The sequence below is a fragment of the Citrobacter pasteurii genome, from assembly GCF_019047765.1.
Classification (GTDB): Bacteria; Pseudomonadota; Gammaproteobacteria; order Enterobacterales; family Enterobacteriaceae; genus Citrobacter; species Citrobacter pasteurii.
Genome location: NZ_CP077262.1, coordinates 899,588 through 924,522, shown reverse-complemented (window position 1 = coordinate 924,522; position 24,935 = coordinate 899,588). Strand labels below are relative to the sequence as shown.

Sequence of the window (24,935 nt, the reverse complement as noted above, 5' to 3'; positions counted from 1 at the left end):
TAAAGAAAAATGACATGAATTTCAAAACATTAAAAAATAAGTCCCTCTGCGCGCTTGCGATTTCACTGGCACTTTATGCCGGTTCAGCCCTGGCAAAAGACTTTACTGAGGATCAGTTCGCCTCTCAGACGCTTGGTCATGGCGTTTACGAACTGGCTTATGACGCCGGACAACAGGCTATCTATGCAGCCTCTGCCCCCTCTTTCGACAAAGATAAAACCGCCGGTGAAGTGTTCCTGTTTTCAACTGAATCATTAAAAGTCGATGAGCGGATCGCCACCGAACGCCGTCCTTTTGCGGTCTCACTGGATGAACCTAACCACATTCTCTGGCTAGGTAATGCGCTGGATGGCTCACTGACCCTGCTGGATACCCGCACCCATAAAGAAGTGAAAATGCTTCAGCTTGCAGACGAAGAAAATAAAGCCCACGTTCGTGAAGTGGTGCTCGACAAGAAGCACCACCGTCTGTATGTCTCCGGTATTGGCAGTGAAAATAAAGGTGTGCTGTGGGTTGTCGACACGCATAACCAGAAACTATTACACGCTCTCAAAGGGATGGATCCGGTCGGTTTCGCCGTTGATGAAGCTGGCAATAAAGTTTACGCCGTCACCGGCAAAGGCGAACTGGTTACCCTGGATGGCAAAACGTCGCAGGTTCTGTCGCGTGTGAAGGTTGACCCCTCCGAGCCGAAGCATTACTTCCTGAACATCGCGTTGAACACGGCCAAAGGCGTCGGATTTATCGCCGATACCAACACCGCCGACGTGCTGGTAGTTCAACTGGACAACGGTAAAATTGTTCACCGTGTTCCCACGCCAAACTCTATCGCTGCGGTCTATAACCCTGCCCGCAACGAAGTGTATGTTACCCATCGCAATGCCCGTCAGATTAGCGTTATCGATGCCAACACTTACAGCCTGAAGCACACCATCAAAACGGCAGCAATGCCAAACAGCATGGTGCTTTCTCCTGACAGCAAAACGCTCTTCGTTAGCGTGAAGCAGGATGAAAAAGCCAACAAGGCTGACTATGTACTCAAGCTCGATTTAACCCAGTTCTGAGGAATGCGTTGTGATTAACCAGACTCGTACCGCGCTGGCGATTTCGCTCGCCCTTGCCAGCCTCCCGGCGACCGTTTTCGCCGAAGAAACCACACCAGATAATGAAGATCAACTGGTGGTCACCGCCACCGGTTTCGCACAGGAACGCCGTGAGGCACCGGCGACCATCTCCGTCATCGGCGAGAAAGAACTGAACACCCGCTCTAACCAGAACGTCACCGAAGCCCTTCGCGAGATGCCCGGCGTATTGGTGGGTAATGGCAACGGTAGCCTTGCCACAGGCGATGTGCAGATGCGCGGCATGGACTCGACCTATACCTCCTACATGGTCAACGGCATCAAACAAGGCACCCGCGAATCGCGTCCTTACGGACACCATATCGGGACAGAGGCTGCCTTTTTACCGCCGCTTGCTGCTATCGAGCGAATCGAGGTGATTCGCGGACCGATGTCCTCACTGTATGGCTCTGACTCCATCGGGGGCGTGGTCAACGTCATCACCAAAAAAGGCTACAACCTCGATAAATGGACGGGTGTGCTGGAAGATAACTACTTCCTGCAAGAGAAGAGCGAGTACGGTAACACCAACCAGACCAATGTCTTCCTGATGGGGCCAATTATCCCCAGCAAGCTCGGGGTGAGCGTAGCGGCGGATTATCTTGATCGCCGTGATGACGACAGCATCTCCGATGGGCGCTTTGTGAAGCACCAGGCTGGCAATCTGGATGCCACCATCAACATGTCGCCGACCGACACCCAACTGTGGGATTTGAACGTCGTCAAAGGGCATCAGGTAAAATCACACAATGATAAAGCCTGGCAATGGGACTTTGACCGCGATGCCGCTTCACTTGCGCAGCATGCCTGGTACGGCGACGATCTGCTGGAAGTGAAGAACTTCATCAGCTACGAGAACGCTAAAACCGAGTATCGTGTGCCGGGCATGAGTTCGCAGTTCATTAAGCAGAAAAACTATGAAGCCAACAGCGCGAACACCTTTACACTGGGCGACCACAAGCTGACGCTGGGGATCAACTTCACCCGTAATGAGCTGGACGACACTTTCGGCATCGAAAACAAAGAAGTGCCGGGCATAACGCCGGTCAGCAAGATCACCCGTGACGGCTGGGCCATCTTCGCGGAAGATGCCTGGATGATGGTTCCGGACTTCACCCTCACCACCTCGGCGCGTCTCGATCACGACAGCTACTTTGGCTACCACGTCACGCCAAAACTCTACGGTAACTGGACGATTGACGAAAGCTGGGCGCTGAAGGGCGGCGTATCGGCGGGCTATAAAAAACCGGACCTGCGTGAGAACAATGAAGGTTTCACCAGCGTCTACGGTTCGTATCCGTATTCCTTCATTGGGATCGGTAACGATGACCTGAAACCTGAGCAGAGCGTCAACACCGAGCTGGGCGTCTACTGGCAACAGGACACACTGGCGCTGGATGCAACCGTGTTCTTCACCAAATTCAAGAACAAGATCAGCGACTACACCATCTGTACCGCAACGGCCACGCAGAAGTGCATTTATAACGGGTATGAAGCGGAAGAGGTCTCGCAGTATTTCAACGTCAGCGACGCGGAAATCTATGGCCTGGAGCTGAACGGCGACTGGCAGGTCACTGCCGCGCTGAAAGCGAATGCGAACTACACCTATACCCACAGCGAGCAAAAGAGCGGTCAGTACAAGGGCGAGGCACTGAACGAGTTCCCGACGAGCATGGCCAACCTGTCTCTGACATGGAATGCACTTAACGATCTTGAACTGTGGAGCAAAGCCAGCTGGCGCAGCAATACGCCGGACATCGGCAAATCAACGTCAACCGACGCCTATGCGCTGGTCGATTTAGGGGCACGCTACCATCTCAACAAGAGCATCACATTGATGGCGGGGGTTTATAACCTGTTCGACGTGAACCCAATCTACAAAACGTCCTATAACCAGTCTTCCATCCTGGAAGGACGCCGCTACAACATGGGCGCACGCTTCGAGTTCTGACAGTGACGCCGGAGCCTAAGGCTCCGGCAGTTACAGGCCGCGCGCCTTCAACGCCACATTAACTTCCCGATACGCCTCTACCAGTTTATCCAGCGTGATCCGGCTTAACCCACTGGGGTTCGGCAATACCCAAATCTGCGTCGCACCAATGGTCAGCGTCTGTTTTCCCCACTGCGCGCCACGTTGACTGAACCCCTGCTCAAACGCCTGCTTACCAAGGATAGCGAGCGCGGCGGGCTGATACTCTTCTATTTTCTCAATGAGCAGACGACCGCCGTTACGCATCTCCTGGAGCTTCACTTCATTGGCTTGCACCGTTGGTCTGTCGACAAATTTCGTCACGCCGCAGCGGAAGTCCAGCAGGTGTTGCGCCTCTTCGGGTTTAAGCTGACGATCGGTAAATCCCGCCTGATGGATGACCTTCCAGAAGCGATTAGCGGGGTGTGCAAAGGGGAATCCTGTCCCTGCGGAAGACAGCCCCGGATTGATGCCGCAAAACACCACCCGCAGCCCCGGCGCCAGTATGTCCTTAACCATAATTACTCCGAACAATACATCAAGGGACAAGTATAACGAACTGAAAATACATTGTTTATAAAAACAGCATCCGTACGCTTATGTCTGGATTGCAACGCGGAGTTACTTTATAATCCACCGCCACGGCCCCTTAGCTCAGTGGTTAGAGCAGGCGACTCATAATCGCTTGGTCGCTGGTTCAAGTCCAGCAGGGGCCACCAAATATCAAGGGCTTGCGAGAAATCGCAGGTCCTTTTTGTTATGGGAAATATATTCAATTGTTGGCAAACCAACAATTGAGTAGTTCAGGATGTGTAATGGTCTCTGGGAACACGCCATGCGGGGAATAAGGTATATCATGCGATACGCCAGCCCATATTGCTGGCATGCCATTAGGACGCTGCCATCAGGGATGGAAACGTCCGTTAGCGTTTTATTCGATAGTCAGCTCACACGAGTTCTTTGAGCTGCTCCTGCATATAGGTTGAAAAATACTCTGGGTTCTTGATAAGGATGCGGTTACCGGAGGCGACTTTTTCTGCCCATCCGGCTACTTTTTTCGTGAACTCAGGATTCCATCCCTCCTGCTCACCCCGTGCCATTACAACTTCCGGACTCGCTGGCACACCTAAGTCATACAAATACTTTAGGATTCCCTTAGCGGTACTTTCATCCATTGAATGGGGTACTGACACTGAGGTGTTCATACCACCAATAAAATCCAATGCTTTCTCAATTGCTGTTGGCATGCTCTTATCCTTAAAATTAACCACGTGAGAGACACTTTTATACTATGTACCCAACTCAGCCGGGATATCAAAGAGAACGTTGCCTTTATTTGATTTACCCCGCAGCTAAACGCTTGCGGCGGCTGTTTTCTGCACGATTAATTCGCCATTCCGGCCAAAACCAGCCCGGTCGCCACCGCATTACGCGGCCCTTCGGTACCACGAATGTTGCCCTGTCCGGCGACAACCCCGTAATGTGCCAGCGCGTCGGTAATCATCTGTGGGATTTCGAAATCCAGCGATGAGCCCCCCACCAGCACCACAAAAGTGATATCGCGAATGGAGCCGCCGGGTGACACCTGGCGCAATGCACGCAGACAGTTCGTCACAAAGACCTTCTCCTTAGCCTGACGTCGCACCAGACGAATTTTTTCCAGCGAAGTCTGGTTATCCACGGGGATCAGCTCGCCGTCTTTCAGATACACCACTTTGGCAAACACCGACGGGCTGAGTGGTTCGCGGAAAAACTCCACCACACCGTTCTCATGGCGAATACTGAACAGGCTCTCTACTTTCGCCAGCGGGTATTTTTTTATTTCCTCGGCCAGAAACGGATCGCTCAGACCCAGCTCCGTCTGAATCAACAGGCTGACCATATTCCCCGCGCCGGCCAGATGTACCGCCTTGACTGCACCTTCGCTATTGATGATGGCTGCATCAGTGGAACCTGCGCCTAAATCGAGGATCGCCAGCGGCGCAGCACATCCAGGCGTCGTTAACGCGCCAGTCACGGCCATATTGGCCTCTACACCACCCACTTCAACAGCGGTGTTTAATCGCGCGCTCAACTCGCTGGCAATAGCCTGCATTTGTAAACGATCGGATTTCACCATCGCCGCAATGCCGACAGCATTTTCCATCGAACACTCTCCGGCGATGCCGCCCTGCACCTTGCGCGGAATAAACGTATCAACCGCCAGCAGATCCTGAATATGCACCGCGTTCATATCATGCCCGGACAGCGATGCCATCACCTTACGCACGCGTTCCAACATACCGCCTGCGTGCGTTCCCGCTTCACCGCGAATGTCACACACTGGTGCACAGGCGCTCATCGCCTGCATGATAGCCTGCGCCCCTTGCGCCACGTCAGCCTCGTCGCCGCGCCTTTCTCCGCGGATAAAGATCTTACCCGCCGGGATCACCCTTGAGCGCACATCACCCTGCGGCGTTTTCAGCACCACGGCGGAGCGGTTACCAATCAGCGCCCTGGCAATAGGGACGATGGCTTGCGTTTCCTCCGGCGTCAGGGCAAAGAACGTGGCGATGCCGTAGGGGTTAGACAGCGCACGAACAACCTGGCCCGCGGCTGCGACTTCGACCGCCGCCAACACCCCCTCCGGCACTTTTTCCAGCAGCGTGACTTCATCAACCACCGGCATAGTTCGCCGCAGACGATTGTTCACCAGCACGCCATCATCTTTTTTCAGGATTGCCGCCACCACGTTGATTCCGCGATCCAGTGCCTCATTGATAAGCCAAACGGCTTCGAGGAAATCCATCTCCTCGCCGACCAACGGGATCCAGCCCTGGGCAAACCGATCTTCGCTCAACGCCGCCAACTTCTCCACCGCGATGGTGGTTCCCATGCCCACGCCAACGCCGCCGGGCGTTTGCGGGTTATGCCCAATCATCGTTGATTCGGTAATAATGGTTTCCGTGATCGTTTCCATCGCCACATCACCAATCACCGGCGCGGCCTCATTGATACAGATTTTCGCCACATCGTTAAGCGACCATGGCGTTTTTTCCAGCGCCTGCTGCAGGGAAGCGACCACCCCGGCAATATTGTCCCGCGTTCCTTTCATGCCCGTGGTCGCGACAATCCCGCTGGCGATAAACCGGCCATGCTGCGCCAACGCCACTTCCGTGGTGGCGTTGCCGATATCAATCCCTGCGATTAACGGCATATTCCCTCCGTCACTGGCTGCCTTTACGCAGCTTGTTTCTCTGCTGATACACCTCTGCCGATTCACGCACAAATCCGGCGTTCACCGTCGCGTGCCAGGTATGTTCCAGCTCATCAGCGATCGCCTGTAACTCCGCGAATGAAGAGCGGAACGGACGTAGTGCGTTGTAGATTTCCAGAATGCGGGTATCCGGGATGGCAATCAGTTCGGCCGCGCGGCGGAAGTTGCGCGCCACGGCGTGACGTTGCATCTGTTCGGCAATCTGCGCCTGATACTCCAGCGTTTGCTGAGAAATACGCACATCCTGCGGCCCCACATGTCCCGCCAGCACATTCTCAAGGGTGATATCGGTTAGCGGTTTCCCGGTGGGGGTCAGAATTTTCTCCGGGCAGCGGGTAGCTAAAGGATAATCCTGCGCGGTCATGATGTTGTCGTTCATTGTCATTCCCTTACTAATGCAATATGCAGCGTGACAGGCGCAGCATCCTGCACCACATGCTTGGTTTCTTTAATGTGAAACAGCGCGGCTTTGGCCATAAATTTAGGGCGCACCATCTGGTCATTGACCACCGGAACCGGCGAGGGTGACTCTTTGCGTGCATAGCGCGCAGCGTTCTTTCCAATCTGGCGATAGGTTTCCAACGTCAGCAGCGGGGCCTGAGAGAAGAGTTCAAGGTTACTCAGGGGCAACAAATCACGCTGATGAATAACTGTGGTTCCCTTTGACTGAATACCAATCCCGATGCCGGAGCCGCTGAGGTTCGCCGCATCCCACGCCATAAAAGAGACATCCGAGGTGCGCAGAATTCTCACCACCCGCGCATGCAGTCCCTCTTCTTCAATCCCTGCCACCAGCTCTTTCAGAATCGCGTTGTGCGGCATATCAATCAGGGTCTTATGCTGGTGCTTGCCAAAGGCCGGCCCGACACCAATCACCACTTCGTCAGCGCGATCGTCTGCTTTTGCCGCCTCGCCTTCACTGACCTGCAAGGTAAAAACGGGCTTACGTTCAGTTGTGCATTCCACGGTGTACCGCCTTATTCAATCGAGCTGGGCTGAACCACGCCCGCAATATTTTTAATTTCTGCCCAGCGTTCGGCACTGATGCGATAGCCGGTGCCGGGTCCCTGATAATCATTGATATCGTTCACGGCGCTGACCACGTCGAACTGACGATCCAGAATGGCCGATGTTTGCAGGTAATCACCGGTCACGCGCTGTCTCAACATATTGAGAATATTGCTGGCGATATCTTCAAATCCGCTACCGCTTAGCGCCCCGACGATATCCAGCCCGGTAATGTTGCGCTTCATCATCTCTTCCACTGCCGCCAGATCTTCCACCACATTTCGCGCAGGCATGTCTTTGCTGCCGTGAGCGTAGGTGGCAGCCTCCACTTCCTCATCACTGATTGTCGGCAGGCCCAGTTCGCGGAATACCGCCTGAATAGCCCGCGCCGCCTTGTTACGGATGGCGATGGTTTCTTCTTCGGTTACCGGGCGCAGGCCGCCGTCAACCATCAGATCACGTTGCAGTATGTTGTAATCATCGAAGTCTTCAGCATCGAAGTTAGAACCAGCAAACATGTTGTCGTAGTTGGGGACGGCGCTATAACCAGAGAAGATAAAGTCGGTGCCGGGCAGCATCTGCATCAGGGTGCGGGCGGTACGGCGAATATCAGAGTGTGAGAAGGTCTGGTCATTGGCCGAGGCCACTTCAAGGTCGAGCATCGACGCAATCAGGTTTTCTGCCAGCACGGCGCGAATACCCGACGGCACTGCGCCGGTCATGCCGATACAGCTGACCGCGCCGTTTTGCAGCCCCTGCACGCCCGCACCCTTAGTAATGAAAATGCAGCGGGATTCCAGGTACAACATCGATTTACTCTCGGAATAGCCCATCAAGGCTTCCGAACCGGTACCGGAGGTATAGCGCATCTTCAGGCCGCGGGACGCATAGGCCGAGGCGAGAAACGCTTTTGACCACGGCGTATCGTCGCCGTCAGTGAAGACCGACTCCGTTCCGTAGACCGACACCGTTTCGGCGTAGCTGGTTAACCCACGCATTCCCAGCTCCAGCTCAGTAGCCTCTTCAACAGAACATTGTGTCAGTACGCCAGGGCGACCACACTGAGAACCGACCAACAGCGCAAGGGCGTTAAACGGCGCATAGCGGGCAATCCCGACTGTCGTTTCCTGCTCGGAAAAACCACGAATCCCCGCTTCAGCGGCATCAGCGGCAATCTGCACCGGATTATCTTTCAGGTTGGTCACGTGGCACTGGTTAGAAGGGGTGCGTCGGGCGCGCATTTTTTGCAGCGCCATCATCATCTCTACCACGTTCATTTTCGCCATCACCTCCACCGCTTTCGCCGGGGTAATAGCAGTGGTAATGGCAATGATCTCTTCGCGACTGACGTGGATATCCACCAGCATTCTGGCGATCTCCAGTGCGTCGAGCTGCATGGCGCGCTCGGTTTCAGCCACGTTTATCGCGTAGTCGGCGATAAAGCGGTCAATCATGTCGAACTGTGCGCGGCTCTTGCCGTCCAGTTCAACAATACGACCCTTTTCCACCTTCACAGAAGAGGCCGGATCGTAGGGACTTTCCATGGCGATCAGACCTTCTTCCGGCCATTCGCCAATAAGCCCATCCTGATTTACAGGGCGCTTCGCAAGGACTTCGAATCGTTTTGATCTTCTCATAGTTTATGGACTCAAAAGATAAAGAATAGGGACGCCAGGCTGTATCGCTGGTGCTCTACCCCCCAGCAATCGCCTTTATCAGCAATAGCCGAACTTTAAATGAGCAGGCCGATAAAAAAATAAAATTAATTACGTTCCAATTTGGTACCTAATAAAAACGCATCGTTTCATATTGAAACGCAATTCAGGAATATCCATCGTGAATTGTGACGAGGTTAAATGATCATTATCAATAAACGCAAAACCGGGAAGGTGAATTTAATATCTTTGAAATTTTCGCCCTATTGACTTAATAACGCACGGCGAGAAAATAAGGTAAAGCCAATGATAAAAATAGCTGTTGCGCGATATGTTTCGTGACCTCAGCCCTACAACCTTGTCAGGAGAAACTGTGAATAAGAGCCAACAAATTGCCACCATTACGCTGGAGGCTGCAAAAAAAATGGCGCAGGCCGTTGAGGCTAAAGCGCTTGAGATCAGCGTTCCGGTGGTCTTTTCCGTGGTGGATCGCGGTGGGAATACGCTGCTAATGCAACGCATGGACGAGGCGTTTGTCACCAGCTGTGATATCTCTCTTAATAAAGCGTATACCGCCTGCTGCCTGCGCCAGGGTACCCATGAAATTACCGATGCAGTACAACCAGGTGCTTCTCTATATGGTTTACAGCTTACCAACCAACAGCGCATTGTTATTTTCGGCGGCGGTTTACCCGTCATATTAAACGGTAAATTAATTGGTGCCGTTGGCGTTAGTGGCGGCACCGTGGAACAAGACAGATTATTAGCAGAAACCGCACTGAATTGTTTCTCTGAATTATAATTTAAATCTAAGAAGGTATATTATGAGCTATCGTATGTTTGATTACCTGGTGCCAAATGTGAACTTCTTTGGCCCCAATGCTATTTCCGTTGTCGGCGAACGCTGCAAACTGTTAGGCGGTAAAAAAGCGCTGCTGGTCACCGATAAAGGTCTGCGGGCGATAAAAGACGGTGCGGTAGATAAAACGCTGGCACATCTGCGTGAAGCCGGGATTGAGGTGGTCGTATTTGACGGCGTAGAGCCGAACCCTAAAGACACCAACGTGCGCGACGGTCTGGAGGTCTTTCGTAAAGAGCAGTGCGATATTATCGTTACCGTCGGCGGCGGTAGCCCGCATGACTGCGGTAAAGGCATTGGTATCGCGGCGACTCACGAAGGCGATCTCTACAACTATGCCGGGATTGAAACCCTGACCAACCCGCTGCCGCCGATTGTCGCGGTGAATACCACTGCCGGTACGGCCAGCGAGGTCACCCGCCACTGCGTGCTGACCAATACCAAAACCAAAGTGAAATTCGTGATCGTCAGCTGGCGTAACCTGCCGTCGGTTTCCATTAATGACCCGCTGCTGATGCTCGGTAAACCTGCCCCACTTACCGCCGCAACCGGGATGGACGCTCTGACTCATGCCGTGGAAGCTTACATTTCCAAAGACGCCAACCCGGTCACCGATGCCGCCGCTATCCAGGCGATCCGTCTGATCGCCCGTAATTTACGTCAGGCTGTCGCGCTGGGCAGCAACCTGAAAGCCCGTGAAAACATGGCCTACGCTTCGCTGCTGGCCGGTATGGCTTTCAACAACGCCAATCTCGGCTACGTTCACGCCATGGCGCATCAGCTTGGCGGTCTGTACGACATGCCGCACGGCGTGGCAAATGCCGTACTGCTGCCGCACGTGGCGCGCTATAACCTGATCGCCAACCCGGAAAAATTTGCCGACATCGCAGAGTTTATGGGCGAAAACACGGACGGACTCTCCACCATGGATGCTGCCGAACTGGCCATTCACGCCATCGCCCGTCTTTCCGCCGATATTGGCATCCCACAGCATTTGCAGGAGCTGGGCGTCAAAGAAGCCGATTTCCCTTACATGGCGGAAATGGCGCTGAAAGACGGCAACGCGTTCTCGAACCCGCGTAAAGGGAACGAGAAAGAGATCGCTGAGATCTTCCGTCAGGCTTTCTAATCCAAAGGGGGCGCGATGTCACTTTCATCACCGAGCGTACATCTGTTTTATCACCCACGCTGGCAGGATACCCGCGCGCTTGATGAGCTGTGCTGGGGACTGGAAGAACAAGGCGTCCCATGCCGGACGGTCTGTTGCGACGGGAATGACTGTGCGCTGGCCTTGAGCAAACTTGCGGCCAAAAGCTCAACGCTGCGTGTCGGTCTTGGTCTTAACGCCACGGGTGATATTGCTTTAACCCACGCCCAGTTGCCCGAGGATCGGGCGCTGGTCGGTGGTCATATTACCGCCGGAATGGCGCAGATCCGCACGCTTGGCGCCAATGCCGGTCAACTGGTCAAAGTGCTTCCTTTCAGCGAGATAACATAAATGTACCGTATCTATACCCGCACTGGTGATAAGGGCACGACCGCGCTGTTTGGCGGCAGCCGTATCGACAAAGACGATATCCGCGTGAATGCCTATGGCACCGTGGACGAACTGATTTCCCAGCTTGGCGTATGCTACGCCAGCACGCACCTGACAGAGCTTCGCCAGGATTTACATACCATCCAGAAGATGCTGTTTGTTCTCGGCGCGGAACTTGCCAGCGATGAGAAGGGCCTTGCTCGCTTAACGCGGACGATTAGCCCCGAGGATATTCAGGCGTTGGAGCTGCTTATTGATCGCAATATGACGCAAAGCGGCCCGCTAAAAGAGTTTGTTATTCCGGGGAAAAATCTCGCATCGGCACAGTTGCATGTTGCGCGCACGCTGGCGCGTCGGCTGGAGCGACTCCTCATCGCCATGGACAGAACGTTGGCGCTGCGTGATGAGCTTAAGCGTTACATCAATCGTCTGTCAGATGCGCTGTTTTCGATGGCCAGAATCGAAGAAACTACTCCAGATGTTTGCGCTTAAACTGGCTGGCATCGATGTCGTACTGCTTCATCTTGCGCCACAAAGTTGTGCGGCCAATATTCAACAGTTGCGACATTTCCTGCACACGTCCGCTGGTGACGCGGGCGGCATGGATAATCGCCTCTTTTTCGATGGCGGTAAACGTCAGACTGGCTGGCAGCAGTGAAGACGCCGTCTCCAGACCCGGACGTTCGGCAAACAGATAATCCGGCAAATTACTCAGGCGAATATGGCCATTGTCGCTACTAATGGCGATATTTTCGATAATGCTGTTGAGCTCAAAATCATTGCCCGGCCACGAGTAGGCCACCAGTTGCGCCAGCGCGTCGTCATCAATTTTCAGGCTGGTTGAAAAGCGTTTTTTCAGGCTATTCAGCCGCGTATAAATCAGCGAGGGAATACTGTTACGCCGCACCCGCAGTGGTGGGATCACTATCTCAAAAGAGTGCAGCGCATAATACAGCTGACGGCTAAAGCGGTTTTGTTCTACCAGGTTGGCGAGATCAACCGTGGTGGTGGCGATCACCTTAACATCTACCGGGATCAGGCGGCGGGCATCAAGGCGTGTCAATACGCCCTGCTTGATAACCTGCAACAACGCGGATTGCAACTCTGGTGCCAGGTACTCAATTTTTTCCAGAAACAGCGTACCGCCGTTCGCCAGTTCAAGACGGCTCAGCCGACCGTTTTCATCATCGGTTGGCGCACTGCCCATAAAATCCTGCCCCAGCACGCTGTTAGCATACAGCTGGCAGTTCACGGCGATATACGGCCCGCTGGCACGTTCACTTTCATTGTGAATAGCCTGGCTCAATAGCTCTTTACCCACCCCCTCTTCACCACACAACAGAATGGGGAAACTCCCTCTCGCCGCCTGGCGACCAAAATGGATCAGCCGACGGGTTTCCGGATCATCCGTCGACATCTGTTCAAAGGTGTGGCTGACTTTCCCGAGCTGGCTGGTCATCAACTGACGCATTTGTTCGACCGGGTGCAGCAGCAGAATAAAGCTGTTGCCCTGCTCTTCAACAATCGGCTTCAGGGTAATGACGGCATCAACAAACTGGTGCTGGCTTTCGAAAGTCACTTCGACGTGATTCAGGCCACGGGCATGTTTGATCGCCCGGCGCAGCAGCATGGGCAGATTGAGCAAGTCGTTAATGTTTTTTCCCTGGCTGGCCTGCACGTCGAGATGCAAAAGCAGCGCCGCGCGCGCATTGAGGAACTGCAACACGCCCTGTTCGTTCCACGCCATCACGCCATCATCCATGCTCTCCAACAGCCCATACATCTGATTCAGATGGCGGTTAGATTCGGCCAACAGACTGTCGGTCAGTAAAGAGTTGCCGACTTCTCTGGCAATCGCCAGCGTCAGGGAGAGATCAGAAACGGACTCATGCTCCACCAGGCAGCACAGGGAAATAGAGCCAAACAGCCGCCCATGGTTATCGAAGACCGGGGTAGAGCAGAACGACCACGGATGCAGCGCCTGCTTAAAATGCTGATCGCCAGAGGTTTTTGTCGGCTGCCCTGGCATCGTTGCCAGCGATAGCGCACAACTACCGATAATGCTTTCCGCACAGTAGCTGCCATCACGAAACCCAAGCTCCGCCAGCTGTTCCACCGTCTGCGGATCGCCGCATCGGCTGAGAATACAAGCCGATTCATCCAGAATCAGCAGCGCGCACGGACGTCCATCCATAAACTCCCAGGCATCTTCCAGCGCGGCCTGCCCAATCGTCAGCAACGCAGTCTTACGGCGACAAATCGACGCAAAAGTCAGTCCCTGCGCCTGATGCGGTGCCTGCCAGGTTTCCCGCTGCATAAACTTGCTGCAACGATGCCATGACTGAGCAATGACCGAAGAGACTTCCTTCCCGATGCCATGAATGTGCGCCGTCATATCCATTTCCGCTGTTTTACCATAGACAACCCCTCCGGCAGAGACTGCCAGAGGGGGAGAAGATGCCGAATAAAAGGCTTACCGACGTCTGATTAACGCGCCAGCCACTGCTGTCCCAGCAGGTCTGCCGTCAGAATAGCGGCATGGACGCTTTCAGGCGTCACCGGGAACGGCATATTGTGAATGGTTTCACCTTCCGCGCAGGTGGCTTTCGCAACGGCCATAATCTTAGCGTCGATGCCGTCTTTCACACCCATTTGCGCCAGCGTTACCGGCAGATCCACTTTCTGGCAGAAGTTCAGCACCGTTTCGATCTCTTCCATCGGGCTGTTCTGCAGCACCAGTTGCGCCAGCGTACCAAACGCCACTTTTTCACCGTGGTACAAATGGTGACACTCTTCCAGAATGGTGAAGCCATTGTGGATGGCGTGTGCGCCCGCAAGACCACTGCTTTCAAAGCCAATGCCGCTGAGATAGGTGTTCGCTTCCACGATACGTTCCAGCGCGTCGGTCACCACGCCAGCCTGCGCCGCCAGACGAGCCTTTTCACCTTCTGCCAGCAGCGTATCATAGCACAAGCGCGCCAGGCTCAGGGCCGCCGCCGTGGACTGCCCCCCCGCCATGCTGGTCGCTCTGGCATCAAAACACGCTTTTGCTTCAAACCAGGTCGAGAGCGCATCGCCCATCCCGGCCACCAGCAGACGTACCGGCGCTTTGGCGATAATTGCCGAATCCATGACAACCATATCCGGATTTTTCGGGTAGATCAGATACTCTTCGAACTCACCGGCTTCGGTATAGATAACAGACAGCGCACTGGTTGGCGCATCAGTTGAGGCGATAGTTGGAATCACCACCACCGGCAGTTTCTGGTAGTAGCCAATCGCTTTGGCTGTATCCAGCGTTTTCCCACCGCCAATCCCAACCACACCACGGCAACCGTGCTGCTTCAGAATGGCAATCAGGCGATTAATTTCGACATGGCTACATTCACCATTGAAGCGTTCCGCGTGACAACTAATACCGTGGCTGTGCAGGCCATTGAGTACTTTGTCTCCCGCCAGTTTCATGACGAAGTCATCTGCAATCACGAAAAAGCTGTCTGCCAGATTTTTAGCGTATTGACCAAATAAGGTAGAAGCGTCAGGACCCTGGAGATATTTGGCTGGAGATTGAATAACTTTTAGCATTCCTTTCATCCTCAAATAAGTACATGTTTTTACATGGTGAGCCCTGGCGTTAACCTGTTTAGCCTGTTGCGAACGGCGAAAACGGGAGGTACCGGAGCGATGCAATAACTGTATGGCGAGGCGGGAACAAAAAAATCATTCATCTTTTTGTTCTGATATGAAACAGATAAAAATGACATGCGTTCCATATTGAAACGGTTAACCCTGAAAATATTAAGGTTTGCGATCCCGATCCGTTCATTTATCGACAAATCCTTGCAGAACGCGAAAATCAAATTCCCTTTTCCCCTCTCTGACACCGTTAAAAGCAGTAACAAAACGTTTACTGTGCGCTGTGGCCAGCACTGAAAAGGCGATAAAAAAGTCGAGCGGGCTCGCATTGTGATCGTTCTCCTCAAAAATACGTTCCATTACGGAACAAAAAATAACAATTACGTTCCGTAATGAAACTCATTTTGCCGCTGTTTTTTTCCACGCTGACTCCGCCAGAATCTCCCCATCGCCTCCGCACCATGACAATGCATTCGGGGGTTTGTCTTACACTCAACCTCGAGGAGCCGTTATGTCTCAATTCTTTTTTAATCAGCGTACCCAACTCGTTAACGACGTCATCGACGGTACGATTATCACCAGTCCGTGGAACAATCTGGCGCGTCTGGAAAGCGATCCGGCTATTCGCATCGTGGTACGTCGCGATCTCAACAAAGATAACGTGGCGGTGATCTCTGGTGGTGGCTCAGGACACGAACCCGCCCACGTTGGCTTTATCGGCAAAGGGATGTTGACCGCGGCAGTTTGTGGCGACGTGTTTGCGTCCCCGAGCGTAGATGCAGTGCTTACCGCAATCCAGGCGGTAACTGGCGAGGCTGGCTGTTTGTTGATCGTTAAAAATTACACCGGCGATCGTCTTAACTTCGGCCTCGCCGCCGAAAAAGCACGCCGCCTTGGCTATAACGTCGAAATGCTTATTGTCGGCGACGATATCTCCCTGCCGGATAACAAGCATCCTCGCGGGATTGCGGGCACTATCCTGGTACATAAAGTGGCAGGCTATTTCGCTGAACGCGGCTACAACCTCGCTACCGTCCTGCGTGAAGCGCAGTATGCAGCAAGTAACACCTTCAGCCTGGGCGTCGCCATTTCCAGTTGCCATCTGCCGCAGGAAACTGACGCCGCCCCGCGCCACCATGCGGGCCATGCCGAACTGGGCATGGGCATTCACGGCGAACCGGGTGCTTCGGTTATCAACACGCAAAACAGTGCGCAGGTGGTGGCTCTGATGGTCGATAAACTGCTGGCGGCACTGCCTGAAACCGGCCGTCTGGCGGTGATGATTAATAATCTGGGCGGCGTGTCCGTTGCTGAAATGGCGATTATCACTCGTGAACTGGCAAACAGCCCACTGCATCCGCGTATCGACTGGCTGATTGGCCCGGGCTCGCTGGTCACCGCCCTGGATATGAAAGGTTTCTCGCTGACCGCCATCGTACTGGAAGAGAGCATCGAAAAAGCACTGTTAACCGAAGTAGAAACCAGCAGCTGGCCGACGCCTGTCCCACCACGCGAAATCAACTGTGTGCCGTCATCGCAGCGCAGCGCGCGTGTCGAATTCCAGCCCTCAGCCAACACGCTGGTCGCCGGGATTATTGAGCAGGTCACCGGAACACTTTCCGATCTGGAAACACACCTCAACGCGCTGGATGCCAAAGTAGGCGATGGTGATACGGGTTCAACTTTTGCCGCTGGTGCGCGTGAAATCGCTGACCTGCTGCATCGTCAGCAGCTTCCACTGGATAACCTCGCCACGCTGTTCGCCCTGATCGGCGAACGCCTGACCGTGGTGATGGGCGGGTCCAGCGGCGTACTGATGTCCATCTTCTTTACCGCCGCCGGTCAAAAGCTGGAGCAAGGGACTGATGTTGCCGAAGCCCTGAACACAGGGCTGGCGCAGATGAAGTTCTACGGTGGTGCAGACGAAGGTGACCGTACGATGATTGATGCGCTGCAACCCGCACTGACATCTCTGCTGGCACAACCGCAAAACCTGCAAGCCGCTTTTGACGCCGCACAAGCAGGCGCAGAACGTACCTGTCTGTCGAGCAAAGCCAACGCGGGTCGCGCATCATATCTCAGCGGCGAAAGCCTGCTGGGCAATATGGACCCCGGCGCGCACGCCGTCGCAATGGTGTTTAAAGCGCTGGCAGAGAGTGAGCTGGGATAAGCCATAAGTGCCTGATGCGCTGCGCTTATCAGGCCTACGAGTGCAAAGCTTTGTAGGCCGGATAAGGCGCTTGCGCCGCCATCCGGCGAAGATGCGCCTGATGCGCTGCGCTTATCAAGCCTACGAGTGCAAAGCTTTGTAGGCCGGATAAGGCGCTTGCGCCGCCATCCAGCTGAATATTAACGATAAACGCGAATACCGCCTTCTACGCCCCGGCTAAACAGTACTTGCCACAGCTCAATATCTCTGGCGCGGAACGCACCAGCACAAGCGCACAGGTAATAATTGAACATCCTTCTGAAGGTGGCGGAATAACGTGATGACAGCTCCGGCCATGCCTGATTAAAGCGCTCGTGCCATGCCATCAGCGTTTTATCGTAATCGCTGCCAAAGTTATGCCAGTCTTCCATCACAAACCGTGATTCGCTGGCCTCGGCAATATGGGAGATCGCCGGTAAGCAGCCGTTCGGGAAAATGTATTTATTGATCCATGGATCGACGCTCATCCCTTTTTTATTGCTACCAATGGTATGTAACAGGAACAGCCCATCCGGTTTTAAACAACGGTCGGCGATGCTGAAATAGGTGTCGTAGTTTTTCGGCCCTACGTGTTCAAACATCCCCACGGAGACAATACGATCGTAGTGTTTATCGAGGTCGCGATAATCCTGCAGCAGAATATTAACGTCCAGCCCTTCACAGCGCTGCTGCGCCATTTTCTGCTGCTCTTTGGAGATAGTGACCCCTTCTACCGCCACGCCGTAATGACGCGCCGCATATTCGGCCAGCCCGCCCCAGCCACAACCAATATCGAGTAAACGCATACCCGGTTTAAGTTGCAACTTCTCGCAGATCATTTTTAATTTGGCATTTTGCGCGTCTTCTAAGGTGGTTGCCTCTTTCCAGTAGCCACAGGAATATTGCATGTGGGGATCCAGCATGAGCGCAAAGAGATCGTTGCCAATATCGTAGTGTTCTTTACCGACAATCCACGCACGACTGCGAGACTGCAAATTAAACAGGCGGGCGCTGGCAATACGCAATATATCCTTCAGATTTCCCGGCATTTGCTGGTCGAGTTTTGCTTTCAGGATTTTGCAGAACAGAACATCGAGCCGTTCGCAATCCCACCAGCCTTCCATATAGCTTTCGCCAAGCCCTAAGGAGCCTTGTTGCAGCACCCGTTTAAAGAAACCGGCATGATGAAGCTGAATGTCCCAGGGGCGGGAACCATTGATCTGAATATCTGCTTGCTGGAGCAGCTCTTTTCCCATTCGGGTCCAGTTATCATTTGTTTCATTGACGATGACAGCATCTGAACAAAGCGTGTTCATGGTATTTACCAAAAGTGGGCTATTAATTATTACGCAAGATTATTATGGAAAAAAGAATGTATGTATTATGATTTGCGGACAAGATCTATCGAACAGCGGCCACACCACCGGGAGCATTGACGATTTATTTATGGAAACTCTCGCGCAAAAACATTGGAATTCCTTCCCGGACGATTCCATGGCAGAGCTGCCGCAGGACGTTTACTTTCGCTCTTATGTCCTTGAAGCCAACCACCATGTTCCGCAGCACTCGCACGCTTTTATGCAGTTTCATTTTGCCCGCAAAGGCAGTATGCGCATTGATGTCGCCGGCAAGTGCTGGATAATCCCCGCGCATTACGGCATCTGGATCCCCAATAATACTGAGCATGCAGTTTGGGCGCTGGATGATGTGCATTTAGAGAATCTGGATATTAAACCGGGTTTTCTCGAAGAAAGTATCCATGAGTGTAAAGTCGTGGCGATCAGTGATTTCGCCAGAGAGTTTATTCATTACGCCACAAATTCAATTTCAGGCCATTATGATAGCCAGTCAAAAGAAGGCAAACTGGTCAGTGTGCTGGTGGACATTATTCTGCAATTACCAGAGGTCGCCTTTGTATTACCCTGGCCACAGGATCGTGAATTAACCCATGTGTGCCGAACAATACAAGCGTCTCCGGCGCTGGAACATTCTGTAGAGTATTGGGCACAACATTTGGGTATGTCTGCCCGTACCTTTTCGCGTCATTTCAAAAAAGAAACCGGATTACCCTTCAGCGTCTGGAAGCAAAAAATGCGAATTCTGGAGTCTGTACTCATGCTGAAGAAAAATAAAAGCGTAACCGCCGTGGCGCTCGATGTGGGATATTCAAGCACCGCAGCGTTTAGCTATGCATTCCGCCAGGCGTTTGGCGTTTCACCGTCACATTATTAATTAACGTTCCGACGTTGATGCCAGTAAGCCGCAGCACGCACCAACTGCTGATCGAAAGCCTCAGTAGCAAAGCGGGCGCTCAGGTTTTTCACCACTTTTCCTTCGCCAGTTATCCAAATGAAATAATCCTGTGCAGGTACGATCAGCTGTGAAAGCTGATCATTCACTGCCTGTTCGTCATGGCCGACAAACCACTGAATCGTAAAACCGTCGAGATGAGCGAAATAATCCTGATACGCTGCATCGTGTACGCTGACCAGCGCCGTCACATTTGGACGTACCGCTAAACGGCCGATCGCCTCCAGCCGACGACGTAGCGCAGGCATTCCAGATTCATCACACACGTAAACCTGGTACGCATAGTCTTCTGGTACCACCAGCGAGCCACGCGGTCCGCCAATCGTCAATTTGTCACCTTCACGCGCATTCATCGCCCACGTACTCGCCACGCCGCCATCGTGGATATAAAAATCCAGCGCCAGTTCATGGCGTGCCGGGTCATACAACGGCGTGTAATCACGGGATACCGGGCGTACACCCTCTGGCCAGACAATCCCCTCATCCGTCACCACGGGTGGCACAAAGTGACTGCCCGGCTCAGGGAAAAAGACCTTGGTGTGGTCGTCAAAACCCTGTGAGCTAAAACCATCCAGAGCGTCACCGCCCAGTACAATGCGCTGGAAACCCGCGCTGATACGTTCAACCCGCAGGACGGTCAGTTCACGGAAGCGCAGCTCATTGCGAACGCGCTGTGGATAGCGTGAAGTGTTATTTGTCATTTTTTCGCCTTCGTGACAGAGATTAGATATATCTAAATAGATTTTAAATGATAATGATTGCTAATTGAGAAGATTGCAAGAACTTTTTTGATAGAGTACGGATAGCGCATCACAAGCGTCACAATGAATAATAAGTATATATAAATCAATAAATTAAGTTAATACTTCTGCGTGGGCTTGCAAATGGGAAAAGTTTAGATATAAATTAGATATATCGAAATAACATCGGGAGATGAATGATGCAAGATCATCATGAAGGGTGCTGCAAACATGCAGAACACCAGCACGAAGGCTGCTGTAAGGGTGAAGGACATCGCCACGAAGGTCATCACAGTGAACACCACGAAGGTTGCTGTAAAGGTGAAGAGCGTCATCACGAAGGCTGTAACAAAGAACACCACCATGAGCATGGCTGCGGACACCGCCACGGTCGCGGCGGTGGTGGCGGTCGACGTCAGCGTTTCTTCGGCCACGGCGAATTACGTCTGGTGATTCTGGATATTTTGACCCGCGATGCCAGTCACGGTTATGAACTAATCAAAGCCATTGAAACATTGACTCAGGGTAATTACACCCCAAGCCCGGGCGTGATTTACCCGACACTGGATTTCTTGCAGGATCAGTCGCTTATCGCCATCCGTGACGAGGAAGGCGGACGTAAGCAAATCACAATCACGGAGCAAGGCCTGCAATGGCTGGAAGAGAACCAGGAACATCTGGAACATATCCACGAACGTATTAAAGCACGCTGTGTCGGCTTTGAATTACGCAAGAATCCACAGATGAAACGAGCACTGGAGAATTTTAAAGCCGTGCTGGATCTGCGGGTCAATCACGGTGACACCAGCGAAGCGCAAATCAAGAAGATCATCGGTATTATCGATCGCGCATCGCTGGACATCACCCAGCTTGATTAAGCAGGCTGCGCGTCCTCTTTACGCACGCGGAACACTTTAATCATCTCTTTTAAGTGTAATGCCTGTTCGTTTAATGACGCCGCTGCCGCAACGGACTCCTCTACCAGACAGGAGTTCTGTTGCGTGGTGGTGTCGATCAGGCCAATCGCACTGTTAATCTGCGAAATACCGTCCGTCTGCTCGCGGCTGGCCTGACCGATTTCCCGTAATATCACATCCATTTCTTCAACGTTAGTGACCATTCCATTGATCAACACGTTGGCTTTTTCAACCAGCACCAGTCCTTCCCGGGTCTGACTGGTGGAATCTTCAATCAGATTGCGGATCTCACTGGCAGACGATGCGCTTTTTTGCGCCAGTTGACGCACTTCTCCGGCAACTACCGCGAAACCACGCCCATGCTCACCAGCGCGTGCCGCTTCGACAGCCGCATTCAGCGCCAGGATATTGGTTTGAAAAGCAATCGAATCTATCAGGTTGATAATCTCTGACATACGGTTAGAGGTTTCATTAATCACGCGTATTTTCTGCGTCACCTGATTCATCATCTCACCGTTGTTTTTCACCACCGCCGCCGCTCCCGTAGACAGCTTCGTCGCTTCATGGGTATGGTCTGCCGTCGTTTTTACCGTCGCGGTAATTTGTTCCATCGACGCCGCCGTCTGTTCTACCGAGCTTGCCTGTTCTTCGGTACGCGCAGCCAAATCCTGATTACCCGCGACAATCTGCGCCGCCGCCGCAGAGATATTCTCGGAGCCGTTTTGCACTTCCTCGACAATCTCTAACAGTCGGGTTTTCATTGCCATCAGCGCTTGCAGCAGCACACCGGTCTCATCCTTCTGTTCCATACTGATATTGCGAGTAAGGTCGCCCTGCGCAATCGCCTCGGCAAACTGCACGGCTTCATTAAGGGGTCGGGTAATTGAGCGCACAATATACCAACCCATCACACAACCGGCGGCAATGCTAATCAGCGCCAGAGTAATCAACAGCGCACGATTGGTGTGGAAATCATATTCCACCTGAGCGCCCGCCTTCTGCATCTGGGCATCTTCAATGGCGATCAATTCCTGCACTTTTGCTTTATACGCCTGCTGCACATTCACCGTGCGGGTCATCATCTCGTGCATCGCACCGGAGCGATCGTGATTCTGCAGCGCCTGCAGAATACGGAATCGGGAAGCCAGATACTGCTCACGCACATCGCGGATATCCGCAACAATTTTTTTGGATGCATCATTGAGAGGCGCAGCACTCAGCGCATCCAGCAGAGCAGAAATTTGCTGGCTGATGGTATCGAGCTTTTTCTGGGACGCCTGGGTCCATTTGCCTTCCTCATCCAATAACATCAATTGTTGAGTACTGACAAACTCCTGAAAATTATCAATGAGCAGATTGGCTTTTACCGTAATCGGATAGTCATTGGTAATGATGTTCTGCATCCCACTGTTACTACGATCCAGACTCAACAGCGAAAGACCCGAACTCACCATCATCAGTACAATAAACAAACCAAACGCGATAAATAATTTCGAGCGAATCTTTACGTTATGCAAGAACATATTTTCTCCCTGGAGACAGTTTTCTTCAGACAGATAACCTTATCGGTCAATACCAACCTAACTTTATGATATTGATCGTTTTTTAATTTACACCAATGTTACGAAATAGTTTTTGACGATGAATCAAGCAAGACCGATCGTTATATAAGCGATATTTAACAATATTTAAAAATAGGACGCTCACGGTTAGAACGGAATAAGGAAAATAGAATCGTAATACCAAAGTGGTATTATTTAATATATGATTAACAAAAATATTACAAAAAACGCCTACCGGGGACGATAAGCGTTTGGCGGGAAAATGGAATGGGGTGAGAATTAATGCAGCACGGTCACCGCATCTTCCAGACGACCGGCACGATGTTTTACCATTGCTGAAATCTGCGCGCTCTCTTCAACCAGTTCAGCATTTTTCTGCGTAATATTGCTCAACTCATTTACGGCACGGGTCAGGCTGGAAAGCCCATCTGACTGCTCCAGCGTTGAATGGCTGATTTGAGCAATCAACTGTGTCACATTCTGGACCTGCGCCACAATATCATCCATTGTCCGCCCTGCGGCATGAACCTGATCGGAGCCGGACTGCACCTTGTCGGCGCTGGCATCAATCAGTTTACGGATATCATTTGCTGCGCTTGCACTACGACTGGCAAGATGACGCACTTCTCCCGCCACCACGGCGAATCCTTTCCCCTGCTCACCTGCCCGTGCGGCTTCAACGGCGGCGTTCAGAGCCAGAATATTTGTCTGGAAGGCGATATCGTTAATCAGGGTCGTGATAGTGCCGATCCGTTGGGTGCTGTTGGCAATATCGTCCATTGTTTTAATGACCGTATCCATCGCCTCACCGCCCTGTGTCGCCGCGCTGCTGGCGGCAATAGACAGCTTATCAGCGGCCGCAGCTGTCGCAGAGTTTTGCTTCACCGATGCCGCCATCTGATTCATGGTGGTGACCGTTTCCTGCACATTCTCTACCGTCTGCTGTGTATGCTTGTTTAAATCATCACTGCCTTTCGCCAGCGTTTCACTGTCGTTACGCACACAACTGACCTGACTCGACACGTCATGAATAAGCCAGCGGCACATTAACCCTAACTGCCCCACCGCCCGTAGCATCAGACCCAGTTCATCGCTACGGTTAAGATGGGTCACGCTGTTGCGCTCGCCAGTCGCGACTTTCAGTGCCTGCTGGGCAACATTCTCGATTGGGCGCACAATCTGCCATTCGAAAATAACCGTCGCCAGCATCATCACCAGTGCGCTCACCAACAGTTGCGGCCATTCAGCGCCCATCTGCTGTAGCGCAGTCGCCAGGATAACAAACATGAAAGCCATGACACTGCGTGCCCGCCAGCGAACCGGCAGCGACGGGAGTTTACCCAACCAGCCTTTACGTACCACCAACCCCTTATGGACGCGCCGATGACAACGGCCTTCATTGAGTGCTTTATATAAAGGTTCGACCGCCGCAATTTCCGCTTCCGTCGCCCGGGTACGGATCGACATATACCCGGTTACGCGCCCTTCCCGCACCATCGGCACCGCATTGGCCCTCACCCAGTAGTGATCGCCATTCTTCCGCCGGTTTTTCACAATACCACTCCACGGTTCCCCCTGTTTCAGGGTGTACCACATATCCGCAAACGCCGCTTTCGGCATGTCCGGATGACGAACCAGGTTGTGCGGCTGAGCAAGCAATTCATTCAGCTGATAGCCGCTGACCTGGACAAAGGTATCGTTCGCATGGGTGATATAGCTTTGTAAATCGGTGGTCGACATGAGGGTGATATCATCATCCAGCGGTGTATTTTGCTGGCTAACGTAGGGATGAGAAGACATGGTTGCGTCCTGTGCAGGTTATCTGGTTGTTAACTCTTTCGGCTTATGTTATTTCGGCGCTAATCTTTTTAACTTTAGTTGTTAAATTTGATTTAGATCGCAATTTGCGATTAAACCTCAAAATTTGTACGTTTTCTAATTCATTGATTTAAATTACTTTCATTACGTAACTATTCAACACACCTTCACTCTGCGCACCGCAATAGTGCAATTTTCGCCCACTTTTAGCGCAATAACGCGTTTTTCCCGTCGGTTTTACGTGCGTAAACCTGGGTAAAATATCAGCAAATGTTAATGTTTGAGATTAAATGTTGCACAAGCAAGATCTTCCCTGGTGTTTATCCCGATTTTCGTTAAGCGCGTCGGGATGGCGCAAT

The 24,935-nt window shown here is 52.6% G+C and carries 22 protein-coding genes and 1 tRNA gene; 10 read left to right on the top strand and 13 right to left on the bottom strand.

The window, feature by feature from the left end; genetic code table 11:
- Positions 1-14 precede the first annotated feature (14 nt).
- On the top strand, positions 15-1,064 hold the full coding sequence (gene yncE / locus I6L54_RS04540) for a 7-bladed beta-propeller protein YncE (RefSeq protein ID WP_040230558.1): 1,050 nt from the start codon (positions 15-17) through the stop codon (positions 1,062-1,064).
- 10 nt (positions 1,065-1,074) lie between these two features.
- Positions 1,075-3,072, top strand: coding sequence for a TonB-dependent receptor domain-containing protein (locus I6L54_RS04535; protein WP_040230557.1), 1,998 nt, complete (start codon positions 1,075-1,077; stop codon positions 3,070-3,072).
- A gap of 30 nt (positions 3,073-3,102) precedes the next feature.
- Here I6L54_RS04535 and mug read toward each other — a convergent pair whose 3' ends face one another.
- Entirely contained in the window at positions 3,103-3,609 is a 507-nt protein-coding gene (gene mug / locus I6L54_RS04530) for a G/U mismatch-specific DNA glycosylase (RefSeq protein WP_005131406.1), read from the bottom strand.
- Positions 3,610-3,733: 124 nt separating this feature from the next.
- Between mug and I6L54_RS04525 the strand changes: the two genes are divergently transcribed.
- A tRNA-Ile gene (locus I6L54_RS04525) sits at positions 3,734-3,809 on the top strand.
- A 228-nt stretch (positions 3,810-4,037) separates the two neighbouring features.
- On the opposite strand, the gene I6L54_RS04520 is transcribed toward I6L54_RS04525, so the two are convergent.
- The 5 genes from I6L54_RS04520 to I6L54_RS04500 form a co-directional block, all read right to left on the bottom strand.
- Positions 4,038-4,361 (bottom strand): DUF1889 family protein, encoded by a 324-nt coding sequence (locus I6L54_RS04520; protein ID WP_072041418.1) that lies wholly within the window; start codon positions 4,359-4,361, stop codon positions 4,038-4,040.
- A 113-nt stretch (positions 4,362-4,474) separates the two neighbouring features.
- Positions 4,475-6,286 (bottom strand): diol dehydratase reactivase subunit alpha, encoded by a 1,812-nt coding sequence (locus I6L54_RS04515; protein ID WP_005131408.1) that lies wholly within the window; start codon positions 6,284-6,286, stop codon positions 4,475-4,477.
- Positions 6,287-6,296: 10 nt separating this feature from the next.
- The gene (locus tag I6L54_RS04510) at positions 6,297-6,725 is read right to left on the bottom strand and encodes a glycerol dehydratase small subunit DhaB3 (RefSeq protein ID WP_005131409.1); all 429 of its coding nucleotides are present in this window, start codon (positions 6,723-6,725) and stop codon (positions 6,297-6,299) included.
- Between the two features lie 2 nt (positions 6,726-6,727).
- Positions 6,728-7,312, bottom strand: coding sequence for a propanediol/glycerol family dehydratase medium subunit (locus I6L54_RS04505; RefSeq protein ID WP_040230555.1), 585 nt, complete (start codon positions 7,310-7,312; stop codon positions 6,728-6,730).
- An 11-nt stretch (positions 7,313-7,323) separates the two neighbouring features.
- The gene (locus tag I6L54_RS04500; RefSeq protein WP_040230554.1) at positions 7,324-8,991 is read right to left on the bottom strand and encodes a propanediol/glycerol family dehydratase large subunit; all 1,668 of its coding nucleotides are present in this window, start codon (positions 8,989-8,991) and stop codon (positions 7,324-7,326) included.
- A 391-nt stretch (positions 8,992-9,382) separates the two neighbouring features.
- Here I6L54_RS04500 and I6L54_RS04495 point away from each other — a divergent pair, with 391 nt between their 5' ends.
- Genes I6L54_RS04495 through I6L54_RS04480 form a run of 4 tightly spaced genes read left to right on the top strand, consistent with a single transcriptional unit; the run spans position 9,383 to position 11,897 of the window.
- Positions 9,383-9,811 carry a GlcG/HbpS family heme-binding protein gene (locus I6L54_RS04495; RefSeq protein ID WP_040230553.1) on the top strand — a complete coding sequence of 143 codons (429 nt, stop codon included), beginning with the start codon at positions 9,383-9,385 and terminating at the stop codon, positions 9,809-9,811.
- Positions 9,812-9,833: 22 nt separating this feature from the next.
- Entirely contained in the window at positions 9,834-10,997 is a 1,164-nt protein-coding gene (gene dhaT, locus I6L54_RS04490; RefSeq protein ID WP_005131413.1) for a 1,3-propanediol dehydrogenase, read from the top strand.
- Between the two features lie 15 nt (positions 10,998-11,012).
- Complete coding sequence (locus I6L54_RS04485) at positions 11,013-11,366, top strand: glycerol dehydratase reactivase beta/small subunit family protein (protein ID WP_005131414.1); 354 nt, start codon at positions 11,013-11,015, stop codon at positions 11,364-11,366.
- Complete coding sequence (locus tag I6L54_RS04480) at positions 11,367-11,897, top strand: cob(I)yrinic acid a,c-diamide adenosyltransferase (RefSeq protein ID WP_005131415.1); 531 nt, start codon at positions 11,367-11,369, stop codon at positions 11,895-11,897. It abuts the gene before it with no gap.
- Here I6L54_RS04480 and dhaR read toward each other — a convergent pair.
- From dhaR to I6L54_RS04465, 3 genes are all read right to left on the bottom strand, one after another.
- A complete protein-coding gene (gene dhaR / locus I6L54_RS04475) occupies positions 11,875-13,800 on the bottom strand; it encodes a dihydroxyacetone kinase operon transcriptional regulator DhaR (RefSeq protein WP_040230563.1) in 1,926 nt (641 codons plus the stop codon). The two genes, I6L54_RS04480 and dhaR, sit on opposite strands and share 23 nt — an antisense overlap.
- Before the next feature lie 92 nt (positions 13,801-13,892).
- Complete coding sequence (locus I6L54_RS04470; RefSeq protein WP_040230552.1) at positions 13,893-14,990, bottom strand: glycerol dehydrogenase; 1,098 nt, start codon at positions 14,988-14,990, stop codon at positions 13,893-13,895.
- Positions 14,991-15,227: 237 nt separating this feature from the next.
- Entirely contained in the window at positions 15,228-15,401 is a 174-nt protein-coding gene (locus I6L54_RS04465) for a hypothetical protein (RefSeq protein ID WP_217124633.1), read from the bottom strand.
- A 151-nt stretch (positions 15,402-15,552) separates the two neighbouring features.
- On the opposite strand from I6L54_RS04465, the gene I6L54_RS04460 reads away from it, so the two are divergent.
- Complete coding sequence (locus I6L54_RS04460; protein WP_040230551.1) at positions 15,553-17,211, top strand: glycerone kinase; 1,659 nt, start codon at positions 15,553-15,555, stop codon at positions 17,209-17,211.
- A 179-nt stretch (positions 17,212-17,390) separates the two neighbouring features.
- Here the strand turns inward: I6L54_RS04460 and cfa are convergent, their stop codons facing one another.
- A complete protein-coding gene (cfa, locus tag I6L54_RS04455; RefSeq protein ID WP_005131429.1) occupies positions 17,391-18,545 on the bottom strand; it encodes a cyclopropane fatty acyl phospholipid synthase in 1,155 nt (384 codons plus the stop codon).
- A gap of 67 nt (positions 18,546-18,612) precedes the next feature.
- Here cfa and I6L54_RS04450 point away from each other — a divergent pair, with 67 nt between their 5' ends.
- Positions 18,613-19,461: a helix-turn-helix domain-containing protein gene (locus tag I6L54_RS04450; RefSeq protein WP_040230561.1), complete on the top strand. Its 849-nt coding sequence runs from the start codon at positions 18,613-18,615 to the stop codon at positions 19,459-19,461.
- Here the strand turns inward: I6L54_RS04450 and I6L54_RS04445 are convergent.
- Positions 19,458-20,240, bottom strand: coding sequence for a siderophore-interacting protein (locus I6L54_RS04445; protein WP_005131431.1), 783 nt, complete (start codon positions 20,238-20,240; stop codon positions 19,458-19,460). The genes I6L54_RS04450 and I6L54_RS04445 overlap by 4 nt on opposite strands.
- A gap of 239 nt (positions 20,241-20,479) precedes the next feature.
- Here I6L54_RS04445 and I6L54_RS04440 point away from each other — a divergent pair, with 239 nt between their 5' ends.
- Positions 20,480-21,157, top strand: coding sequence for a PadR family transcriptional regulator (locus I6L54_RS04440; RefSeq protein ID WP_005131432.1), 678 nt, complete (start codon positions 20,480-20,482; stop codon positions 21,155-21,157).
- On the opposite strand, the gene I6L54_RS04435 is transcribed toward I6L54_RS04440, so the two are convergent.
- On the bottom strand, positions 21,154-22,719 hold the full coding sequence (locus I6L54_RS04435; protein ID WP_040230550.1) for a methyl-accepting chemotaxis protein: 1,566 nt from the start codon (positions 22,717-22,719) through the stop codon (positions 21,154-21,156). The genes I6L54_RS04440 and I6L54_RS04435 overlap by 4 nt on opposite strands.
- Positions 22,720-23,037: 318 nt before the next feature.
- A complete protein-coding gene (locus I6L54_RS04430) occupies positions 23,038-24,558 on the bottom strand; it encodes a methyl-accepting chemotaxis protein (RefSeq protein WP_040230549.1) in 1,521 nt (506 codons plus the stop codon).
- Positions 24,559-24,935 lie beyond the last annotated feature (377 nt).

Bases quoted from the DNA above. Each gene is read 5' to 3' on its own strand.
- dhaR (WP_040230563.1), bottom strand. From the start codon at position 13,800: ATGACGGCGCACATTCATGGCATCGGGAAGGAAGTCTCTTCGGTCATT.
- I6L54_RS04430 (WP_040230549.1), bottom strand. From the start codon at position 24,558: ATGTCTTCTCATCCCTACGTTAGCCAGCAAAATACACCGCTGGATGAT.
- I6L54_RS04485 (WP_005131414.1), top strand. From the start codon at position 11,013: ATGTCACTTTCATCACCGAGCGTACATCTGTTTTATCACCCACGCTGG.
- yncE (WP_040230558.1), top strand. From the start codon at position 15: ATGAATTTCAAAACATTAAAAAATAAGTCCCTCTGCGCGCTTGCGATT.
- I6L54_RS04480 (WP_005131415.1), top strand. From the start codon at position 11,367: ATGTACCGTATCTATACCCGCACTGGTGATAAGGGCACGACCGCGCTG.
- I6L54_RS04445 (WP_005131431.1), bottom strand. From the start codon at position 20,240: ATGACAAATAACACTTCACGCTATCCACAGCGCGTTCGCAATGAGCTG.
- I6L54_RS04465 (WP_217124633.1), bottom strand. From the start codon at position 15,401: ATGGAACGTATTTTTGAGGAGAACGATCACAATGCGAGCCCGCTCGAC.
- I6L54_RS04440 (WP_005131432.1), top strand. From the start codon at position 20,480: ATGCAAGATCATCATGAAGGGTGCTGCAAACATGCAGAACACCAGCAC.
- I6L54_RS04510 (WP_005131409.1), bottom strand. From the start codon at position 6,725: ATGAACGACAACATCATGACCGCGCAGGATTATCCTTTAGCTACCCGC.
- I6L54_RS04500 (WP_040230554.1), bottom strand. From the start codon at position 8,991: ATGAGAAGATCAAAACGATTCGAAGTCCTTGCGAAGCGCCCTGTAAAT.
- cfa (WP_005131429.1), bottom strand. From the start codon at position 18,545: ATGAACACGCTTTGTTCAGATGCTGTCATCGTCAATGAAACAAATGAT.
- I6L54_RS04470 (WP_040230552.1), bottom strand. From the start codon at position 14,990: ATGCTAAAAGTTATTCAATCTCCAGCCAAATATCTCCAGGGTCCTGAC.
- mug (WP_005131406.1), bottom strand. From the start codon at position 3,609: ATGGTTAAGGACATACTGGCGCCGGGGCTGCGGGTGGTGTTTTGCGGC.
- I6L54_RS04450 (WP_040230561.1), top strand. From the start codon at position 18,613: ATGATTTGCGGACAAGATCTATCGAACAGCGGCCACACCACCGGGAGC.
- I6L54_RS04435 (WP_040230550.1), bottom strand. From the start codon at position 22,719: ATGTTCTTGCATAACGTAAAGATTCGCTCGAAATTATTTATCGCGTTT.
- I6L54_RS04460 (WP_040230551.1), top strand. From the start codon at position 15,553: ATGTCTCAATTCTTTTTTAATCAGCGTACCCAACTCGTTAACGACGTC.
- dhaT (WP_005131413.1), top strand. From the start codon at position 9,834: ATGAGCTATCGTATGTTTGATTACCTGGTGCCAAATGTGAACTTCTTT.
- I6L54_RS04515 (WP_005131408.1), bottom strand. From the start codon at position 6,286: ATGCCGTTAATCGCAGGGATTGATATCGGCAACGCCACCACGGAAGTG.